The 20,298-nt window shown below is 71.1% G+C and carries 16 protein-coding genes; 10 read left to right on the top strand and 6 right to left on the bottom strand.

Annotated features, from left to right (window positions below):
• The first annotated feature begins 23 nt into the window (after window positions 1-23).
• The 3 genes from CIK71_RS06670 (at window position 24) to CIK71_RS06680 (ending at window position 4,571) form a co-directional block, all read left to right on the top strand.
• Window positions 24-2,756: a bifunctional acetate--CoA ligase family protein/GNAT family N-acetyltransferase gene (locus tag CIK71_RS06670; RefSeq protein ID WP_096164412.1), complete on the top strand. Its 2,733-nt coding sequence runs from the start codon at window positions 24-26 to the stop codon at window positions 2,754-2,756.
• 34 nt (window positions 2,757-2,790) lie between these two features.
• A complete protein-coding gene (locus CIK71_RS06675; protein ID WP_096164413.1) occupies window positions 2,791-3,366 on the top strand; it encodes a DUF5998 family protein in 576 nt (191 codons plus the stop codon).
• An 83-nt stretch (window positions 3,367-3,449) separates the two neighbouring features.
• Window positions 3,450-4,571, top strand: a complete 1,122-nt coding sequence (locus CIK71_RS06680) for an alkaline phosphatase family protein (RefSeq protein ID WP_245857344.1) — start codon at window positions 3,450-3,452, stop codon at window positions 4,569-4,571.
• Between the two features lie 242 nt (window positions 4,572-4,813).
• Here the strand turns inward: CIK71_RS06680 and sepH are convergent, their stop codons facing one another.
• Window positions 4,814-6,214 (bottom strand): septation protein SepH, encoded by a 1,401-nt coding sequence (gene sepH, locus CIK71_RS06685; protein WP_096164415.1) that lies wholly within the window; start codon window positions 6,212-6,214, stop codon window positions 4,814-4,816.
• A gap of 282 nt (window positions 6,215-6,496) precedes the next feature.
• Between sepH and CIK71_RS06690 the strand changes: the two genes are divergently transcribed.
• Entirely contained in the window at window positions 6,497-6,799 is a 303-nt protein-coding gene (locus tag CIK71_RS06690; protein WP_010550618.1) for a DUF4193 domain-containing protein, read from the top strand.
• Between the two features lie 121 nt (window positions 6,800-6,920).
• On the opposite strand, the gene CIK71_RS06695 is transcribed toward CIK71_RS06690, so the two are convergent.
• Window positions 6,921-7,466, bottom strand: coding sequence for a DUF3093 domain-containing protein (locus tag CIK71_RS06695; protein ID WP_096164416.1), 546 nt, complete (start codon window positions 7,464-7,466; stop codon window positions 6,921-6,923).
• A gap of 60 nt (window positions 7,467-7,526) precedes the next feature.
• Here CIK71_RS06695 and dut point away from each other — a divergent pair, with 60 nt between their 5' ends.
• The 6 genes from dut (at window position 7,527) to CIK71_RS06725 (ending at window position 16,512) form a co-directional block, all read left to right on the top strand.
• Window positions 7,527-8,066 (top strand): dUTP diphosphatase, encoded by a 540-nt coding sequence (gene dut, locus CIK71_RS06700; RefSeq protein WP_096164437.1) that lies wholly within the window; start codon window positions 7,527-7,529, stop codon window positions 8,064-8,066.
• Window positions 8,067-8,069: 3 nt separating this feature from the next.
• On the top strand, window positions 8,070-8,951 hold the full coding sequence (locus CIK71_RS06705) for a DUF3710 domain-containing protein (protein WP_245857346.1): 882 nt from the start codon (window positions 8,070-8,072) through the stop codon (window positions 8,949-8,951).
• Window positions 8,948-9,685, top strand: a complete 738-nt coding sequence (locus CIK71_RS06710) for a DUF3159 domain-containing protein (protein ID WP_096164417.1) — start codon at window positions 8,948-8,950, stop codon at window positions 9,683-9,685. Before CIK71_RS06705 ends, CIK71_RS06710 begins: the two co-directional genes overlap by 4 nt.
• 194 nt (window positions 9,686-9,879) lie before the next feature.
• Window positions 9,880-11,175 (top strand): class I SAM-dependent RNA methyltransferase, encoded by a 1,296-nt coding sequence (locus CIK71_RS06715; RefSeq protein ID WP_245857348.1) that lies wholly within the window; start codon window positions 9,880-9,882, stop codon window positions 11,173-11,175.
• 250 nt (window positions 11,176-11,425) lie between these two features.
• On the top strand, window positions 11,426-14,221 hold the full coding sequence (gene acnA, locus CIK71_RS06720) for an aconitate hydratase AcnA (RefSeq protein ID WP_096164419.1): 2,796 nt from the start codon (window positions 11,426-11,428) through the stop codon (window positions 14,219-14,221).
• 299 nt (window positions 14,222-14,520) lie between these two features.
• Window positions 14,521-16,512, top strand: coding sequence for a 1-deoxy-D-xylulose-5-phosphate synthase (locus tag CIK71_RS06725; protein WP_245857356.1), 1,992 nt, complete (start codon window positions 14,521-14,523; stop codon window positions 16,510-16,512).
• Window positions 16,513-16,551: 39 nt separating this feature from the next.
• Here the strand turns inward: CIK71_RS06725 and map are convergent, their stop codons facing one another.
• From map to CIK71_RS06745, 4 genes are all read right to left on the bottom strand, one after another.
• Entirely contained in the window at window positions 16,552-17,373 is an 822-nt protein-coding gene (gene map / locus CIK71_RS06730) for a type I methionyl aminopeptidase (RefSeq protein WP_096164420.1), read from the bottom strand.
• Window positions 17,370-18,446 carry a COX15/CtaA family protein gene (locus CIK71_RS06735; RefSeq protein WP_241963873.1) on the bottom strand — a complete coding sequence of 359 codons (1,077 nt, stop codon included), beginning with the start codon at window positions 18,444-18,446 and terminating at the stop codon, window positions 17,370-17,372. The genes map and CIK71_RS06735 overlap by 4 nt, the downstream gene beginning before the upstream one ends.
• Before the next feature lie 108 nt (window positions 18,447-18,554).
• Window positions 18,555-19,361: an ABC transporter permease gene (locus CIK71_RS06740; RefSeq protein ID WP_096164421.1), complete on the bottom strand. Its 807-nt coding sequence runs from the start codon at window positions 19,359-19,361 to the stop codon at window positions 18,555-18,557.
• Entirely contained in the window at window positions 19,358-20,296 is a 939-nt protein-coding gene (locus tag CIK71_RS06745; RefSeq protein ID WP_096164422.1) for an ABC transporter ATP-binding protein, read from the bottom strand. The genes CIK71_RS06740 and CIK71_RS06745 overlap by 4 nt, the downstream gene beginning before the upstream one ends.
• Window positions 20,297-20,298 lie beyond the last annotated feature (2 nt).

Below are 20,298 nucleotides of genomic sequence, written 5' to 3' on the forward strand. Positions count from 1 at the left end.
CCGGACGACGATAGGATCCGAGCATGTCCGACAGTCGCGAAGCCCGGCGTGAGCCCGTCAACCCGCTGCGACGCCGGGCCTCCGCCGATGCCGGCTCGTCGAGCACTCCCGCGTACCCGGACCACTGGGAGGCCGACATCGGCCTGCGTGACGGGTCCGCAGCCCACCTGCGCCCGATCCTCCCCAGCGATGCCGACGCCCTCCAGGACTTCCACCAGCGTCAGTCCGAGCATTCGAGGTATCTGCGCTTCTTCGCGGCGATGCCTCGACTCTCCCGACGGGACCTGGAACGGTTCACCCACGTCGATCATCACGACCGGGTCGCGTTCGTCGTGCTCGTCGGCGAGAAGATCATCGCGGTGGGGCGGTACGACCGGACCGATGCGCACGCCGCCGAGGTCGCCTTCAACGTGTCCGACGCCCGCCAGGGGACCGGGCTCGCCTCCGTGCTGCTCGAACACCTTGCGGCCGCCGCGCGGGAGCGAGGGATCAGCGTCTTCACCGCCGAGGTCCTCCCGCAGAACGCGAAGATGATCAACGTCTTCACCGATGCCGGCTTCGACGTCGACCGCATGATGGATGACGGCGTCGTCATGGTCTCCTTCCGCATCGATCCCACCAAGCGCTCGCTCGCCGTCATGGCCGAGCGGGAGCACCGCGCCGAGTCGCGCGCCATGGAGCGCCTCCTGCATCCCGAGTCGGTGCTCCTGATCGGTGTCTCCTCGAGGGCTGATTCGGCGGGCGGGCGCTTCCTCACCGCTCTCGAGCGCTCGGGATACTCAGGGGCGATCCACGTCGTCTCCCGCGATGCCTTCGAGCTGCGCGGACATCCCACCCATGCACGGATCCAGGACGTCCCCGGCACAGTCGACCTCGCCGTGATCGCCCTGCGTCCGCACGCGTGCCTCGAGGCGATCGAGGAGTGCGCTGCGATCGGGGTGCGCGGTGTCGTGATCCCGACGGAGGGGTTCACGGAGACCGAGCACGGTCGCCGGCTGCAGCGTGATCTCGTGGCCCGCACCCGACGCCACGGGATGCGCCTGCTGGGCCCCGGATCGCTGGGCTTCCTGCGCACGGGCCCGGAGGCGATCAGCCTGTCGATGGCCCCGAAGATGCCTCGACCCGGACCGGTCGCCCTCGCCGGTCAGTCCAGCGCACTCTCGGCGATGCTGCTGGCCGGCACCGACTCCCGGGGGATCGGACTGCACGAGTTCGTCGGTGTGGGCAACCGTGCGGACGTCTCCCTCAACGACACCCTCCAGCACTGGGAGGACGACGAAGCGGTGGGCGTGATCGCGCTCGCCCTCGAATCGATGGGCAACCCGCGCAAGTTCACGCGCTTGGCCCGGCGGCTCACCCGGAGGACTCCCCTGATCGTGCTGCGGCCGCCCGGCGTCGGCACCGACGCGCCTCCCGGGCACGACGTGCGCCGGTCGACGCTGCCGCGACGCGCTCTGGACCAGGTGCTCGGCTCGGCCGGCGTGGTCCAGGCCACCGGGGTCGATCATCTCCTGGACATCACCGACGCCATCGGCCGGCAGGGGCTGCCGCCCGGTGCCCGCGTGGGGCTGCTCTCGAACACCCCTGCGCTCGGCGCCTCGCTGCGCGGCGCGACCGACTACGCGGGACTCGACGTCACGGCCGACAACCGCAGCGTCCCCCTCGCGGCGGATCCGCGGATGATGCAGCGCGCCTTCACCTCCATGGCGGCGCTCGGCGAGGTCGACCTCGTGATCGCGGGGATGCTCGATCCGCTTACCGGCGATCCCGTCGAGGTGATCCGCCAGATGGCGACCGTGGCCCGCCATTCCGAGGTCGTGCTGCTGATCTGCCTGATCACCGACACCGAGCGATTCGCGCAGGTGCAGAAGGCCGTGCGCGAGGACCCTGAGCTGCCACCGGTCCACGCGACCCCCTACGGTGCGGTGCGCGCCGGGGCCGGGATGCTCGCGGCCACCCTGCGCCCGGCGGCCGACGACGACGATCCGGCCGTGCGAGAGGACGTGGACCATGAGGCCGCGCGAGGTCTCGTGGACGGGATCGTGGGCGGCACCGAGGACGGCACGCGCCAGCTGACCGATCAGGAGGTCGCCGACCTGCTGGGTGCCTACGGCATCACGATGCTCCCGGCCTGGACGATCCATGACGCCGACGAAGCGGTCCTGCGGGCCGAGGAGCTCGGCTACCCGGTCGCTCTGAAGAGCACCGACAGCATCCTGCGCCACCGGCCCGACCTCGGCGGTGTGCGGTTGGAGATCTCCGACGGGGCGCAGCTGCGCCAGGCGGTCGCCGGGATGCGTCGGGATCTCTCCTTCTCCACCGCGCCGCTCGAGGTCCAGGCGATGGCCCCGCCGGGCGTCCCCATGGTGGTGCGCAGCGTCGAGGATCCTTCGCTGGGGCCCGTCGTCTCGCTCTCCGTCGCCGGGGACGCGACCGAGCTGCTCGACGACATCGCCTACGCCATCCCGCCGTTCAGCGAGGACGGTGCCGGCCGACTCGTGGCCAGTCCCGCCAGCGCGGTCAAGCTGCGCGGCGGCGGGGGGCTCCCGCCGGCTGATCAGGCAGCCCTGGCGGACCTCGTGGTGCGGGTGGGGCTGCTCGCCGAGGACGTTCCCGAGCTCGCGCGGCTCGAGCTCTACCCGGTGACCGTGGCACAGGACGGAGTCTGCGTGGTCAGCGCATCGGCACGGCTGTGCCCGGCACCGAACCGCACCGACGGCTCCCGTCGAGCGCTGTCCGTGCCCCCGGAGTCGTGACCGCCTTCCGGGGGACCCGTGGGACAATGGGGCGATGACCACAGCTCTACCCGCTGATCTGCTCGCGGAACTCGAGACCGCGGGGTACTTCCCGCAGACGGCTGCCCAGAGCGTGCAGCTCTCGTTGCACGGGGCGCGTCCCCTGGCGCACCTGATCCGCCCGGAGACCACCTTCGACGGCCCCGAGGTGCGCCGACACCTGACGGTCGTCGTGCTGACCGCGACGCACCTCCTGGTCACGCACCTCGATGACGACCCGGCGGATGCCCTGAACCCGAGCCAGGTCGTCTCCACCACCGAGCGGGTCGCGCTGCGTCGGATCATCTCCACGGGGCTCTCCCAGGTCTTCGACACCGATGGACAGATCGTGCCGGGTCGCGAAGCGGAGATCACACTGGGCATCACCTGGAACGGGAGCCGACGCGTGGACCTCGAGCGTGCCGTCTGCGAGGACCCGAACTGCCAGATCGACCACGGCTACACCGGCACGCTCGCGCCCTCGGATCTCGCTCTGCGAGTGAGTGCCCTGGCAGACGGCGACGAGGCCGTCACCACCGCCCTGCGCTTCCACGCCGAGCTCGTCGACGCGATCGACGCGATCGAGTCCTGATCGGCCCGCCCATGGATCCGAACCCGCCGACCGGTCTGACGCCTCCGACCCCGCCGACACGTCTGGCCCGTCCGGCTCAGCCCGTGTCGGTCGCCTGGCCGGAGGACCTGTTGCCGCCGCCCTTCGCCGACGGCGCCCGCCCCGGCCTGCTCGACATCATCGGACCCCTCGCCACCGACCCCCGCCCCGGCCGGGACGTCGTGGTGCTGCTGGACGGCGTCGGGGCAGGACTGCTCGCCCGGCACCGCGCACTCACCCCGACCCTGCGCGGGCTGGAGGACCGCACCACCCGCGTGCGCACGGTCTCCCCGTCGACCACCGCCGCGGCGATGGTCTCCCTCCACACCGGCCTCCCGCCGCTGGTGCACGGCGTGCTCGGCTATCTCACCCATGATCCGAGCAGCGGTCGCCCGCTGAACCAGATCACCGGTGACAGCACCGTGGACCCCGAGGCGTGGATGCCCGAGGAGACCCCGGTCGAGCGGGGGACGCGACGTGCCGTGCAGGTCGCCCCAGCCAAGCACGCCCGCTCCCACCTCAGCAGGGTTGCCTACCGAGGATGGGACTTCCTCGGTCACGGGCGGGGCGATCGCGTCGAGGCGGTGCGCACCGCGCTGCATCGGGCCGGGCCCGACGGTCTCGTCCATCTCCACGTCGACGACGTCGACCACGCCGGGCACCGCTACGGGATCGACAGCGACCAGTGGCGTGCCGCTCTCGCCGACGTCGATGCCCTCGTCGGCACCTTGCTGCGTCGCCTGCCGCGGGGGACCCGGATCCACCTCACGGCGGATCACGGCATGGTCGACACCTCGCCCGGCATGACGGTGGATCTCGCCGATCATCCGCACCTGCAGCGGCTGGCGTCCTCGATCGCGGGGGAGGCCCGGGCGCTCGCGCTGCGCGCCGTCGAGGGCCAGGGGGCGGCCGAGGAGCTCGCGAGCGGGCTGCGCGATCTCATGGGGCCGCGGGCTATGGTCCTGAGGCGCGACGAGATGCTCGAGGTGGGGCTGCTGGCGCCGGCCGGCACTGCCCTCAGCGAACGGGTCGAGGCGCGCCTGCCCGACGTGCTCGTGCTCGGTCGCGATCGATGGACCGTGGACGACTTCTCGCAGCGCCCGCCGTCCGCCCGCGCGATGGTCGGGGTGCACGGTTCGCTCACCAAGGCCGAGAGCATCGTCCCCCTGGTGCGCGTCACCCTCTGACCACCGTCTGACCGGGCACCTGCCGCGCCGTGCGGGGCCGTGCCGGGTTGGTGCCAGGTCGCGTCGTCGGGCCCCGCCCTGCCGGGTTACGTGGTGCCGGGTCGCGCTGTCGGACCCTGCCCTGCCGGGTGGCGCCGTCGTTCCGGTCGGCCGTGACCGAACGAGTCAGCGCCGGCCCGGCGCGGGCAGCGCGAGATCGGCCGCCGGCCGGAGCCGGCTGACCGGCGACGCTGAGAGCGACGTCACTCGTGCTTCGAGCCGAAGACGATCTCGTCCCAGCTGGGCATGGACGCCCGCTTGCTGCGCGACTTCGTCGGCTTCTCCGATCCGCCGGAGCTCGAGGAGGCCGAGCCGTCGGCCGGAGACGCTCCGGGCTCCGCAGCGGAGTCGGGGGAGCTGCCCGAGAAACCGGGCAGCGGAGTGAGGTCGACGGTGTCCTGATACTGCAGGTCCGTCGCCGGTGCAGCGGGGGCCTCGGCAGCGGAGGAGCTCTCGGACTCCTCGGACAGGGCCGCGAAGGGGGCCGATCCGTCTGCGTCCGACGTCGCCGGCTCCGCCTCGGCGTCCTCCGCGGCGCTGGAATGCTCAAGGAGCGCCTCGCGGTCACGAGCGTCCGAGGCGCCGGCGCCTGCGGGCTGCCCGCCGTCTCCGGCGGAGTTGTCCTTGATGTCCCTGATGCCCTTGATGTCGCCGTCCGAGTCCACGAGCGGGGACGACAGTGAGGACAGCGACGACTCCAGGGGCTCGGGATCCGACGGATCAGAAGCGTCTAAGTGCCCTGCTGACAGGGACTCGGGGGAGAGGGCGCTCGTGGGCGCCGGATCTTCGGCGTCGAGCGTGGTCCAGACGGTCGCGGAGTCGTCGACCGGCTGCGGCACCGAGCGCATCCCGCGGCGGGCGTTGAGCGCATCGAGCTCGCTGTCGTCGAGGGCCGAGGGGCGATTCCCGGAGACGGGCCTCTCGCCCGGCCGGGGGGCCCGGCCGCGGCGCGGACCGGCCTGCTCGTCGAACGAGCCATCGGCCTCGAGGTCGTACACCGAGCTCTTGACGGCCTGCAGACGGGCACGGCCGCGGGTCGGCTCCGGCGGTGCGTCCTCGTCGCTGATCCAGCGGGCCTCGTCGTCGATCGGTGCGACCGAGCGATTGTCGAGATCCGCCACCCAGTGCGCCTGACGGGTGCGGCTCGCGGCGGAGAAGGTGAGTTCGAGCGTCCAGGTGCTGTCCGGGCGGCGCCAGGCGTCCCAGGCGGTCTCCTCGGTGGCCTCGCGGGCGGCGAGGCGCTCGGCGACGACCTCGTCGAGGCTGGGGCCGCCGCGACCGACCGGGAACGTGCGGGCGCGCTGGGCGGTCCACTCGCGCTCGGCGAGGACGGGCCCCTCATACCGGCGCACATGCTCGAGCGGGATGTCCGCCGCCTCGGCGATGTCCTCGGCGCTGCGGCCGGAACGCAGCATGGCCTGGATCTCTCGCGGCCGCACCGGAGCGGCATCCGCGGCCTGGATCATGCCCAGCGCCGGGCGGTCGGTGCGCACCGCGGCCCGCAGGGCCTTGTCGATGCGCAGCGTGTACCGCTCGCTGTCGGAGTCGACCAGGATCACATGCTCCCCGTCGTCATGGATCCCGTCGAGTTCGAGCTCTCGCATCGTCGTCCTCTCCGTCGCAGCCCGTTCGGTGGCGTGCAGAAGTCTAGGCCGCGACCATATCCCCTAGCACTGCCCCGTGCCGGTCATCGACGCCCCGCGCGCCGCGTGTTGCCGGGACCCGACCGACACTGGTTGCTCAGCACAGCCTCCTCTGCAATAATGCCGCCGCATTCAGCGTTGGGAACCGGACCGGCCCGCAGGGGGCGAGGCGATCTTCACACGCTGGATCTGCAGAAGCCTCCAGGTCGGATGACCGCCCGGATACACGAGAACGGACCGTAGATGGCCACTGATTACGACGCCCCGCGCAAGAACGACGACGAGTCGAACGATGACTCGATCGAGGAGCTGAAGGGGCGCCGGAACGAGGCGGCGACTCCGACGGTCGATGAGGATGAGGCGGAAGCTGCGGACTCGTACGAGCTGCCCGGCGCCGACCTCTCGGGTGAGGAGCTCTCCGTGCGGGTGCTTCCCCGCCAGGCCGATGAGTTCACCTGCGCCAGCTGCTTCCTGGTCAAGCACCGCAGCCAGATCGACCACGTCGAGGGGACCCTCATCATCTGCAAGGAGTGCGCGGCCGCCTGAGCGTCCCGCCTGCTTCACGCCGAACGGCGCCGCATCCTCCCGGATGCGGCGCCGTTCGGCTGTCGGGGCGGACGGGGCCCGGTGCTCAGGCCTGCTGCTGCGCTCAGGCCTGCTGCTGCGCTCAGCCCTGCTGCTGCGCTGCGACCTGCTGCTGCGCACTGCGCACTGCGAGAGCGAGGTCATGGGGGCGACGGGTGGAGGTGACCCACGCGGTGGTCGGGTCCTCCTCGTCGAGCACCTCGATGCGGAGGCCGGCATGGACCCAGCCCCGTATGCAGTGGTGGGCGAGCGGCTCGAAGTCCTGGCCGATGGTGAGGGACCACTCCTCGCCGGTCAGCGGGGCCGGATCGCCGAGCAGCGAGACGTCGATACGGGCGCGGCCCAGGGAGAAGCGCCCATCGCGGACCTCCACGACGGGCGAGTACAGCACAGCCAGCACGATCGCGACCACGATGCAGACGGCGCCGACGACCAGCGCGAGCGTGAAGTTCAACGGCACGAGCACCAGGCCGAAGATCGAGCCGAGGACCGCGGTCACGATCCAGCCCGCGACGCCGGGGAGCAGGCGCTCCCGGTACAGCGGCTGCTGTGCCGCGGCAGGTCGCGCGGAGGGTGAGGGCTCGCCCTCGACGGAGGAGGATGCGGAAGGGTCGGGCGCTGCGGTCATGCTCCGATGATCTCACGCACGTCCTGGGTACTCACGGGCGGGACCACATACCCTGTGCCCATGCCTGTAGAGCCTGACACCCTGAGCGCGGCCGCCGCCGGCGCCCCCGACCCGACCGCTGCCGCTCCGCTGAGGATCCGACTGGCCCCGGGCGGGACGATGCCCGAACGCGCCCACGCGGACGATGCCGGCCTGGATCTGACCAGCGCCGAGGACGTCGAGATCCCCGCCGGAGGCCGTGCCCTGGTGGACACCGGCATGGCCGTCGCACTGCCCGCGGGCACCGTGGGTCTGGTGTGCCCCCGCTCCGGCCTCGCCGCGAAGCACGGTGTGACCGTGCTGAACGGTCCCGGGGTGGTCGACGCCGGCTATCGCGGGCACATCAAGGTCTCGCTGCACAACACCGATCTCGACGCACCGTTCGCGCTGCGGACCGGCGACCGCATCGCTCAGCTGGTCGTGGTGCCGTTCCTGGCGCCCGTGCTCCAGCAGGTCGACGACCTCGACACCACCGACCGCGCCGCCTCGGGCTTCGGCTCCAGCGGTGGCTTCGGACACGCCCCGGCCACGGCCGGCACCGACGAGAACCCGGAGGGTTGATCCATGGGACTGTTCTCCCGCTCGAAGAAACGACGCACCGAATCCGCGCTCGACTCCACGACGACCGAGCCCGCTGACACTGAGCAGGCCGAGCAGGCTGAGCAGGCTGAGCAGGCCGAGCTGACTGAACTGGCTGAGCCGGCTGACGACGGCGCTGAGGCGGAGAACGCCGAGGGCGCCGATGCAGCGGACACGTCAGACGCGACGAGGGCTGGAGACTCTGCGAATGCCGCGAACACTGCTGAGCCCGACGAGGCGGACCCCGCGCCCCGCGGCGAGCATCTCGAGGACGGCCCGTACGACGTCGCCGACGCGCCTGAGGAGGATCGGATCGATCTGGGGGGCCTGCAGGTCCCGACGATCGACGGGATGGAGCTGCGCATGGAGGTCGATCAGCGCACCAGTGCGGTCACGGGCGCGAACCTGGTGATCGGAGGGTCCTCCCTCCAGGTGCAGGCCTTCGCCGCTCCGAAGTCCCGCGGACTGTGGGAAGAGGTGCGCACCTCGCTGCGCGACTCGGTCGTCAAGCAGGGAGGGACCGCGGAGAGCCGCCCCGGCGCTTTCGGGACCGAGCTGATCACGCGGCTGCCGGTCAAGCGGACGGACGGCCGCACCGGATATCGACCGGCTCGATTCATCGGGATCGACGGTCGACGCTGGTTCCTGCGCGCCATCCTCACCGGCAAGGCCCTGAGCGACAAGGAGCAGGCGAAGACCTTCGAGACCCTGATCTCGCGCCTGGTCGTCGTGCGCGGAGGCGAGGCGATGGCGCCCCAGGAGCTGATCCCGCTGGGCCTGCCCGGCCAGCGCCCCGGACTGAGCCAGGTCAAGGCGGGCCCGCTGGATCCGCTGGCTCGCGGCCCCGAGATCACCGAGATCGGATGAGCGCCGCGACCCCGCCCCCGGAGGGCCCGCGCCACCGCGCCGGCGACGGAGAGAGGCCCGCTGCGCGCGAGGCCACGGCCGGCCCCGCGGAGGCAACCGACCGTCGGAGCGGCCTCGGCGGCGTGCTGCAGCGGGACGAGTTCTCCGTGCGCGACGCGATCGGCGGACCACGGGGCATCGTCGAATCCGTCCTTCCCACCCTGCTGTTCATCATGCTGTTCGTGCTCACGCGCTCGGTGCCCGTGGCATCGGTCGCCGCGGTCGTCGTGGTCGCCGTGCTCTTCATCGCGCGACTGATCCAGCGTCAGAGCCCGGCGACCGTGCTCGGCGGGTTGATCGGCGTGGGTCTCGGCGCGGTGCTCGCGATCCGCTCCGGTGACGGCACGGACTTCTACGCCCCCGGTATCGCGATCAACGTGATCTCGCTTGTGGTGCTGCTCGTGTCGCTGATCGCACGCAGACCGCTGATCGGACTGCTCGTCGGAGCACTGGACCCGAGGGTCGAGGACTGGGCGAGCGATCCTCTGGCCCGCAGGGTGTACACCCGCGCCACCCTGCTGTTCGCGGGCCTCTATCTCGCGAAGCTGGTGGTGCAGGTCCCGCTCCTGCTGACCGGTCACGTCGCCGCGCTCGGTGTGGCGAAGCTCGCGATGGGGCTGCCTGCCTTCGCGGTCATCGCCTACCTCGTGTGGCTCATGCACCGGTCTCTGCTGGCCCGTCGAGAGGGCCGTTGACACCCCTCGCCGGTGCTCGATTCTCGAATCGGTCCGCCTGGTGAGACACTGGTCCTCGACGAGATCCTGAGCAGGCCCGGCCATGGCCGGAGAGCACGACCGGATCGAGCACAGAGCGAACAGCGGTGGTCCGCGACGACGTGACCACCCGTGGACGAAGAGGGAGCGGAGCGATGAGCCCGGAGGCCGAACGAGTGTCGAGCACACCCACAGCCGGGGGACGTCACCTGACCCTCACCGTCGGACCACCCGCCGCCGGAGGCACCTTCGTCGCGCGCCACGAGGGCCGAGTGGTCTTCGTGCGTGGCAGTGCGCCGGGAGAGACGGTCACCGCGCGACTGGTCGATGATCCTGAGCAGCACGCCAACGCGCGCTTCTGGCGCGCCGAGGCTGTCGACGTGCTCGAGGCGGGCGTGGACCGGGTCCCCACCGTCTGGCAGGAAGCCTCGGTCGACGGGGTGGGCGGCGCCGAATGGGCTCACATCGCCCTGCCCGCCCAGCGCCGCATCGCCAGCGAGGTGATGCAGGAGCTGCTGCGCCGCGCCGGAGTCACCAGCTATCCGATCGAGCAGGTCCAGGTCGAGCCCGCTCCCCATGACGTGGACGGGCTCGGCTCCCGTACCCGTGTGCGCTTCGCGGTGGACGAGGAGGGCCGTGTGGGCATGCGCGGTTGGCGCTCCCACGAGGTCCGGGACGTCGGCGAGAACCCGCTGGCCGCCCAGGGCATCCGCGATCTCCGGCTGGGGGAGTGGACCGCGCCCGAGGGCACCGAGGCGGTCGACGCCGTGGCGCCCTCGGCCGGCCCCGTCTCGGTCGTGCTCGTCGGTCGCGATCTGGACCCCGCCTCGCTCGAGATCCCCGAGTCCTGGGGCGACGCGGACGTGGCCGTGCGCACCGGGCGCGGCCTGGTCCCGCTGCGCGGCGACGGTCTCGTGCACGAGCGCGTCGGCGAGCGGCTCTTCTCTGTCAGCGCGACCGGTTTCTGGCAGGGCCACCGACGGGCGGCTGAGCTGCTCAGCGACGTCGTCCAGAGCGTCCTGAAGGCTCCGCACGGCGGCAGCGCCTGGGACCTCTACGGGGGTGTCGGTCTGTTCGCGGCGATCGCCGCGGAGCAGGTGGGCTCCGAGGGAGCCGTCGTCACGGTCGAGGGGAACCGTCGGGCCTCCCAGCTCGCGCAGGAGAACCTCGAGGACCTCCCTCAGGTCTCCACCGCGACGGCGGATGTGGCGGACTGGGTACGGGCCCGACGCGGCGGCGTGGACGTCGTCGTGCTGGATCCGCCGCGCAACGGGGCGGGTGCGGAGCTCATCGAGCTGTTGGCCCGAACGGTGCGCCAGCGCATCGTCTACGTCTCCTGCGAGCCGTCCACGCTCGCGCGCGACCTGGCCGTCGCCGAGAAGGCCGGATGGAAGGTCGTCGATCTGCGGGCGTTCGACCTGTTCCCGCACACCCATCACGTGGAGTCCGTGACGGTCCTCGAGCGCGCCTGACGTGCATCGGCCGCCGGACGCTCCAGAACGTGTCCGGCGGCACACCCTCCCAAGCTGACGACCTGTCAGAAGGATGCGGTCCGCCGTGGTAGTATTTATCTTGACTTCAAGATAACTTCCGGAGATCACTCCGGAGACCCTGGCGGTCGCACGGGGAGGGCTTCCTCGCGCCGATCGCTGCGTTCGCCTGTCCGCGGGAGCGGCCGAGCCTACGATGGTGGGGTCGCCTCAACACCCAAGGAGTTCGCTCATGAGCACTGCCAACTCATTCGCCGCGAAACAGGATCTCACCGTCGGCGGGACCGACTACGAGATCTTCGCGCTCGACGCCGTCGACGGCGCCGACAAGCTGCCGTTCAGCCTCAAGATCCTGCTCGAGAACCTGCTGCGCACCGAGGACGGGGCGAACATCACCGCCGACCACGTGCGTGCGCTGGCCGGCTGGGAGCCCTCCGCGGATCCGTCGGTCGAGATCCAGTTCACCCCGGCCCGCGTGATCATGCAGGACTTCACGGGCGTGCCCTGCGTCGTCGACCTCGCCACGATGCGCGAGGCCATGAAGGACCTCGGCGGCGATCCCGAGAAGATCAATCCGCTCGCCCCGGCCGAGATGGTCATCGACCACTCCGTCATGATCGACGTGGCCGGCCGTCTCGATGCGCTCGAGCAGAACATGGAGCGCGAGTACGAGCGCAACCGTGAGCGCTACCAGTTCCTGCGCTGGGGCCAGACGGCCTTCGACGACTTCAAGGTGGTCCCCCCGGGCACCGGCATCGTGCACCAGGTCAACATCGAGTACCTGGCTCGCACCGTCATGACCCGCGAGGTCCCGAACAGTGCGGGGGACGGTTCGGTCCTCCGTGCCTACCCCGATTCATGCGTCGGCACGGATTCGCACACCACCATGGTCAACGGCCTGGGCGTGCTGGGCTGGGGCGTCGGCGGCATCGAGGCCGAGGCCGCGATGCTCGGTCAGCCGGTGTCGATGCTCATCCCGCGCGTGGTCGGCTTCAAGCTGACCGGTGAGATCCCGCCCGCCGCGACCGCGACCGACGTGGTGCTCACCATCACCGAGAAGCTCCGCGACCACGGCGTCGTCGGCAAGTTCGTCGAGTTCTACGGCGAGGGCGTCACCCAGGTGCCGCTGGCCAACCGCGCGACCATCGGCAACATGAGCCCCGAGTTCGGCTCCACCTGCGCGATCTTCCCGGTCGACGAGGTCACGGTCGACTACATGCGACTCACCGGCCGCACCGAGGAGCAGCTCGCGCTGGTCGAGGCCTACGCCAAGCGCCAGGGCCTGTGGCACGACCCCTCCAAGGAGGTCGAGTACTCGGAGTACCTCGAGCTGGACCTGTCCACCGTGGTGCCCTCCATCGCCGGCCCGAAGCGTCCCCAGGACCGCATCGTCCTCACCGAGGCGAAGGAGTCCTTCCGCGAGGTGCTGCCCTCCTACGCGACCGGTCACCCGGCCGTCACCAACGGCGACGGCTCCTTCCCGGCGTCGGACCCGGCCGCTCCCGACTCGGACAACGAGTCCGGCGGCAAGGCTCCTGATCACCAGCACGTGGCCGGACGCGCCTCGGATCCCATCCAGGTCGCCGGCGAGGACTTCTCGATCGATCACGGCATCGTCTCGATCGCCTCGATCACCTCGTGCACCAACACCTCGAACCCGTCGGTGATGATGGCGGCCGGCCTGCTGGCCCGCAATGCGGCCGATCGCGGCCTGGTCTCCAAGCCCTGGGTCAAGACCTCGATGGCTCCCGGTTCGCAGGTCGTCACCAACTACTACACGAAGGCTGGCCTGTGGCCCGCCCTCGAGGCGCTCGGGTTCCACCTGGTCGGCTACGGCTGCACCACCTGCATCGGCAACTCCGGGCCGCTGGCTCCCGAGATCTCCGACGCGATCGCCGAGAAGGACCTCGCCGTGACGGCCGTCCTCTCGGGCAACCGCAACTTCGAGGGCCGCATCAACCCCGATGTGAAGATGAACTACCTGGCCTCGCCGCCGCTGGTCATCGCGTACGCCTTGGCGGGCACGATGGACTTCGACTTCGAGAACGATCCGCTGGGCACCGACAAGGAGGGGAACGAGGTCTACCTCCGCGACATCTGGCCGAGCCCCACCGAGGTCGAGAAGGTCATCGGTGAGTCCATCTCCCAGGAGATGTTCACCGAGGACTACAAGGACGTCTTCACCGGCGATGAGCGCTGGCGGAACCTCGACACCCCCGAGGGCGCGACCTTCGCGTGGGACGACGAGTCCACCTACGTGCGCAAGCCCCCGTACTTCGAGGGCATGGGCCAGGACCCTGAGCCGCTCGGCGACATCGAGGGCGCCCGCGTCCTGGTGAAGGTGGGCGACTCGACGACCACCGACCACATCTCGCCCGCCGGAGCGATCAAGCTGGATTCCCCGGCCGGTCGCTACCTGCAGGATCACGGGGTGTCCCGCAAGGACTTCAACTCCTACGGATCCCGTCGGGGCAACCACGAGGTCATGATCCGCGGAACCTTCGCGAACATCCGCATCAAGAACGAGCTCCTCGACGGTGTCGAGGGCGGGTACACGAAGAACTTCCTGACCGGTGAGCAGGAGTTCATCTACGACGCGGCCCAGGCCTATGCGGAGAAGGACATTCCGCTGGTGGTGCTGGCCGGCAAGGAGTACGGTACCGGCTCGTCCCGCGACTGGGCGGCCAAGGGCACCAAGCTCCTCGGCATCGAGGTCGTCATCGCGGAGAGCTTCGAGCGGATCCACCGTTCGAACCTCATCGGCATGGGCGTGCTCCCCCTGCAGTACCCCGAGGGCGAGTCCGCGGAGTCGCTCGGCCTGGACGGCACCGAGACGTTCTCCGTCACCGGTGTGACCGCCCTGAACGAGGGCACCGTCCCCAGGACGGTCGCGGTCCGTGCACAGAAGGAGGACGGCACGTCCGTCGACTTCGACGCGGTCGTGCGCATCGACACCCCCGGCGAGGCGGAGTACTTCCGCAACGGCGGCATCCTGCAGTACGTGCTGCGGTCGCTCGTCGCGGCCTGACAGCCACCGCCTGCGCGCAGAGCGCCCCGGTCCTTCTCGGACCGGGGCGCTCTTCCGCGTGTCCGTGTGCGAGGTGCGTCGCCTGCTCGCGCGCGGGACGAGCCGGCTCACCGGATGCCTCGGCGCACTACTTCACGTGCACGGATGCGCGTCCGCTGCGCACGGTGATGCAGACCGGGCGGTGTCCCGTGAACCACCGGTGAAGATCTGCACGAAGGTGAGCATTGCGTGCGTCGGCACAGGTCAGCTCGCCCTAGGCTGGCAAGATCCTGTCCCCGACACCGAGGGAGGATCGCCCCGTGTCGACGATCCATGAGCACCCCGAGCGCGCTGTCCGGGGCACCATCCCGCTCGATCCTGCGGGCTCCGCGCTGCCGCGGTCCCTGCAGGAGACGCGCTCCCTGCAGGGGAAGCTCGACCCGTCCACCGGAGGCGAGACAGCCGCGATCCCTGAGGATCCCGAGCAGCTGCGCGCGCTGCCGGTCGCTTCGCTGCCGGCCCTCGCTCGCAGCCTGCGCCGACGGCTCGTGGAGATCACCTCCCGCGCCGGCGGCCACCTGGGGCCGAACCTCGGCGTCGTCGAGCTCACCATCGCGCTGCACCGCGAGCTGCGCTCCCCGCACGAGGCGATCGTCTTCGACACCGGTCATCAGGCCTATGTGCACAAGATGCTGACCGGGCGCGCCGACCTCGTCGGTCTGCGCCGGGCCGGGGGAGTGGCCGGATACCCCGATCGCCGGGAGTCCGCGCACGACGTGGTCGAGAACTCCCACGCCTCCGGATCCATCGCTTGGGCGCACGGCATCGATCGTGCGCACCGGCTGGCCGGCGAGGACGGCGTCTGCGCGGCAGTGATCGGCGACGGCGCGCTCACCGGCGGCATCGGCCTCGAGGCGCTCAACGAGCTCGGGTCCGACACCGGCTCGCGCACGATCGTCGTCCTCAACGACAACACCCGCTCCTATGCGCCGACGATCGGGGGCATGGCGCGACACTTGCAAGCGCTGCGGGACGGCGCCGTGCCGACCGGCACCGACCTGTTCAGCGCGCTGGGGCTGACCTATATCGGCCCGATCGACGGACACGACCATGCCGCTCTCGCCGAGGCCCTGCGACACGCTCGGAGAGCCGCCGAGGATCCTGCTCTGGCCGGAGTGATGCTGCACGTCGTGACCCGCAAGGGCGCCGGGTTCGCCCGCGCCGAGTCCGACGCGCTGGATCGTTGGCATTCGACCGGCCCGTTCGCCCTCGATCCGGCCCCCTCGATAGAGGCTGAGCAGGCTGAGCAGGCTGGCCAGGCTGAGCAGCATGAGGAGCCCGTGAGGACTCCTGCCGCTGCGACGCCGGCGGCGACCTGGACCTCCCGGGCCGGGGCGGCGCTCCTGGATGCGGCCCGGGCCGATACCCGGATCGTTGCGCTGAGCGCCGCGATGGTCGACCCCGTCGGGCTCAGTCCGCTGCAGCGCGAGCTGCCGTCGCGGGTGATCGACGTCGGGATCGCCGAGCAGCTCGCGCTGGCCACGGCCGCGGGGCTCTCGCGAGGTGGTGCGAAGCCGGTCGTGGCGCTGTACGCAACATTCCTCAACCGAGCATTCGACCAGCTGCTCCTGGACGTCGCGCTGCATCGGGAGGACGTCACGATCACTCTGGATCGCGCGGGGGTGACAGGCGACGACGGGCCGAGCCACCACGGGATCTGGGACCTGGCGATGGCCGCGCAGGTCCCCGGGCTGTCGCTGTGGGCGCCGCGGGACGGTCTCCGGCTGAGCGCAGCGATCCCGGCCGCGATCGGGCACGCCGGGCCCTCCGTCGTGCGGTTCGCCAAGGGGGCCTGTCCCGCGCCGCTGGACGCCGTCGCCTCGCTCGAGGCCGGTGACGTGCTGTGGGGCGACCCGCATGCCCCGGTGGACGTCCTCCTGGTGTCGATCGGCGCGCTCGCGCATCGCGCCGTCGACGCGGCACGCACGGTGACTCAGTCCCGCCCGGAGGTGAACGTGGTGGTCCTGGACCCGGTCCGGGCACTGCCCTTGACCGAGCCGCTGCTGGCCCTCGCGGAGAGGTCCCCCGCCGTCGTGACCGTGGAGGACGGAGTCGCCGAGCGCGGCATCGGCGCGGCGCTCGCGGTGCGGCTGTCCCAGCGGGCCGCACGGCGATCGCCGTCTCCGCTGCTGCGCACGCTGGGCGTCGCCCAGGAGTTCATCCCGCACGCCTCACGGGATCAGATCCTCGCAGCCGAGGGCCTGGACGGCGAAGGGATCGCCCGTGCGCTCGAGGACGTCCTGGATCTCTGAGCTCACGGAGATCGCTGAGTCCGCGGCGATGTCGCGGGCTCAGGGCAGGGAGCTGCGCGGGGAGGGGTCGTCGGCGCGGGCGGTGAGCACGATCGGCTCGCCGTCGGTGACGTAGAGGGTGTGCTCGGCGTGAGCACCGCGCGAGCCGTCGGCCGAGAGCTGGGTCCAGCCGTCGTCCTCGTCGACCATGAGCTCGCTGGTGGTGGGGACGAGGAACGGCTCGACGGTGACGAGCTGTCCGGCGACGAGCTCTGCGCCCTGCCCGGGGGAGCCGTGGTTGGGCACGAACGGGGCCTCGTGCATCGTGCGTCCCACCCCGTGGCCGCCGAAACGATCATTGATCGAGTAGCCGAGCGCACGGGCCTCTCGTTCCACGGCGTGTCCGATGTCGCCCACCGTGCTCCCCGCGCGGACCTGGTCGATGCCGGCCCACATCACCTGCTCGGTGTCGCGGATCAGCTGTTGGTCCTCCGAGCGGGGCGAGCCCACCGAGATCGTGAGGCAGGAATCCGCGACCCAGCCCTCGACGGCGACGGCGAAGTCGAGCGACAGCAGGTCGCCGTCGGCGAGCACGCGGTCGCGCGGGCGGCCGTGCAGCACGCCGTCGTTGACGGAGGTGCAGATGACGTAGCCGAAGGGGGAGGCGCCGAAGACGGGGTGATAGTCGAGATAGCAGCTGGTCGCGCCGGCCTCGCGGATCAACCGGTGGGCTTCGGCGTCGACCTCCAGCAGGTTCCATCCGACGTCCACGACCTCACGCAGATGGGAGAGCACGGAGGCGACGAAGTCCCCGGCGGGGCGGGCCTGCTCGAGGGTGGGCAGCTCCTGGGTGGAGCTGCGACGGCGTCGGCCGAGGATCATCGTGCGACCTTCTTCGGGGAGGTGGGATCTGTGTGTCCTGCGGTGGTGCGGGAAGCGGGACCGTCCTCGCCGACGGGACCCTCCAGCCAGTCGTACTGGGAGACGGCCACCCAGGCGATGCCGGCGGCGAACAGACCCGCCCCGAGCATGTGGAAGCCGACCAGGAGCTCGGGCAGTCCCGTGAAGTACTGGGAGTAGCCGATGACGGCCTGCAGCGCGGTGACGACGATCAGGCCCCATCCGGCACGGCGGGCATGGCGCGGGGCACCGGTCAGGTGGAGGGCGATCAGCAGGCCGATCAGCAGGCCGCAGAAGAGCATCACGGCGTCGGCGTGGAGCCACGAGATCGTGCGCGGGTCGAACGGGAGGCGCTCGGGGTGGACGTCGTCGCCCGAGTGGGGGCCGGTGCCGGTGACGAGGGTCCCCAGCACGAGGATCGCGAAGCCGATGACCCCCAGTGCCCAGCTCATCCAGTGCATGGCATCGGGGACGACCGATCGCCGCCGCGCCGAATCCCCGTCGTAGATCCGGTACACGAGCACGGTCGAGATCGCGACGAGCACGGGCGAGATGAGGAAGTGGGGACTGACGACTCCAGGGTGGAGATCCGCCTTCACGACCACCATGCCGACGATCGCCTGCACGGCCGTGCCCACCAGCGGCATCGCGGAGAGCCACATCATGCTGCGCCCCTTGTGACGCAGCCACAGCAGGGCGATCAGCAGCATCGCGATGGCGAAGACCCCGAGGACCCCGGTCAGGGCGCGGTTGCCGAACTCGATGAAGGGATGGATCCCGGCTTCAAGTGTCAGCTGCGGGGTGAACTGGCCGGGCTCGCAGTTCGGCCAGGTCGAGCAGCCCAGCCCGCTGCTGGTCAGGCGCACCACGCCTCCGGAGACGATGATGCCGATCTGGCAGACCAGGTTGCCCCAGAACACGATGGCGGCGATCCGTGCCCGCGCCGGCGCCGAGAGACCGAGGGTGCGTTCCCCGGAGAAGGACATCCGTCCGACGTGCGAGATGGCGGGGGCAGGAACCGGATGCTCGTCGGCGGCGGACGGAGAAGCGTTCATGGGGTCGATTGTAGGAACTCCGCCTGAGGTTCACATGGTCGCGGCGACGCCTTTCACATCTGCACCGGCGGCTGCGGCCGTGGGGACCGGATCAGGCGGGGGAGCGGGTCAGTCCGAGGTCCAGCGGAACCAGCGCGAGACGGCATAGGCGCCGCCGATCGCCCACACCAGGAGCACCACCACGGGGGCGGGAGAGAAGACGCCGCCGGCGAGGCAGGCTCGGAGCAGCTCGCCGAGAGCGCCCGAGGGCAGCAGGTCCACGAGTCCGTGCAGCGGCCAGGGGTACATGGAGGTCGGCACGGCGATGCCTCCGGCCGCCACGAACAGGACGAAGACGAGGTTCGAGACCGCGAGCACCGCCTCTGTGCGCAGCAGCCCGGCCACGAGCAGCCCGAGCGCACCGAAGGCCACCGTGCCCAGCAGCCAGACGGGCACTGCGGCGAGCAGCTCGAGCACGCCGGGCCGCCACCCGAGGAGCACGGCGAGCAGGCCCAGCACCAGGACCTGGACGACGTGCACCAGCAGGGTTGCGAGGATCTTGCCGGCGAGATAGCCGTCGCGTCCCAGCGGGGTGGTCGCCACCCAGCGCAGCACGCCGTTGCGGCGGTCGAACCCGGTCTGGATCGCCTGAGACGTGAACGAGGTCGAGATCAGGGCGGTGCCGAGGGTCGCGGCGAGGGCCGTCTCGATGGGCTGAGCGCCCTCGAGCCGCCCGATGGGCAGCAGCCGCAGTCCGATCAGCACCATCGCGGGCAGGGCGATCGCGACCATCAGCTGCTCACCGTTGGACAGGAGGATGCGAGCCTCCAGCGCGGTGTGGGCCAGGACGCGGCGCAGACGGGGTGCCGGCTGTGGCCCGGGCCGCGGGGAGGACGGCGTCCGAGCGGGGGCGGCGTCGTGCGAGGTGGCGCTCATCGGGCCCTGCCTTCTGCTGCGGTCGTGGCCGTCGTGGTGTCTGCTGTGGGCGCTGAGGAGTTCGCCGAAGTGTTCGCGCCGTCCATGAGCTCGAGCAGCACGGCCTCGAGATCCGCGGCGCCGGCACCCGTGATCTCGAGGCGGCCGCCGTGCTTCTCCACGACGGCCTCCAGGTCGGCCTGCAGGGCGGGCACCGCTGCAGGGTCGACCCCATGGGCGACGGCTCGCACGTCCACGGCGCCCTTCTGTCGACGATGCGCGGTGATCACGTCCTCGACGGAGCCTGCGGCGACGGTGCGGCCACCGGCGATCACGCATACGGCGTCGGCGAGGCCCACCACGTCGTCCATCATGTGCGTGGTCAGGACGACGGCGCTCCCGGTGTCCGCCAGGGAGCGGACCAGATGCCGCACCCGCTGACGGATGGAGGGGTCCATCCCGGCTGTCGGCTCGTCGAGGAAGACCAGTTCCGGGCGGCCGATGATCGCCAGCGCCAGGGCGAGACGCTGACGCTGACCTCCGGACAGGCGCCGCACGAGGGTGCCGGCGAACTCATCGATCCCGAGGTGCTCGGCGACCTCGTCGACGTCGAGCGGATGGGCATGGAGGCTTGCACCGTATCGGAGCAGCTGCATCGACCGGGATCCGGAGGCGAGGCCTCCGTCCTGGATCATCACGCCCACCCGGGCACGGTGCTCCGGCCCTGCGTTCCACGGGTCGCGGCCGAGCGCCTCCAGGCTCCCGCCGCTGGGTCGCAGCAGGCCCGTGGCGCACGAGACGGCGGTGGTCTTGCCGGCGCCGTTGGGGCCCAGCAGCGCGGTCACCTCCCCGCGCCGGGCGGTGAGCGTGAGCCCGTCGAGGGCACGGACGGGGCCGTAGGAGTGCGTCAGGCCGTCGGCGCGCAGCGCGGGGGACGCGAGGATGTCGTCAGTCATGG

Origin of the sequence: Brachybacterium alimentarium (assembly GCF_002332425.1) — a bacterium.
In the GTDB taxonomy this organism is placed as follows: domain Bacteria; phylum Actinomycetota; class Actinomycetes; order Actinomycetales; family Dermabacteraceae; genus Brachybacterium; species Brachybacterium alimentarium.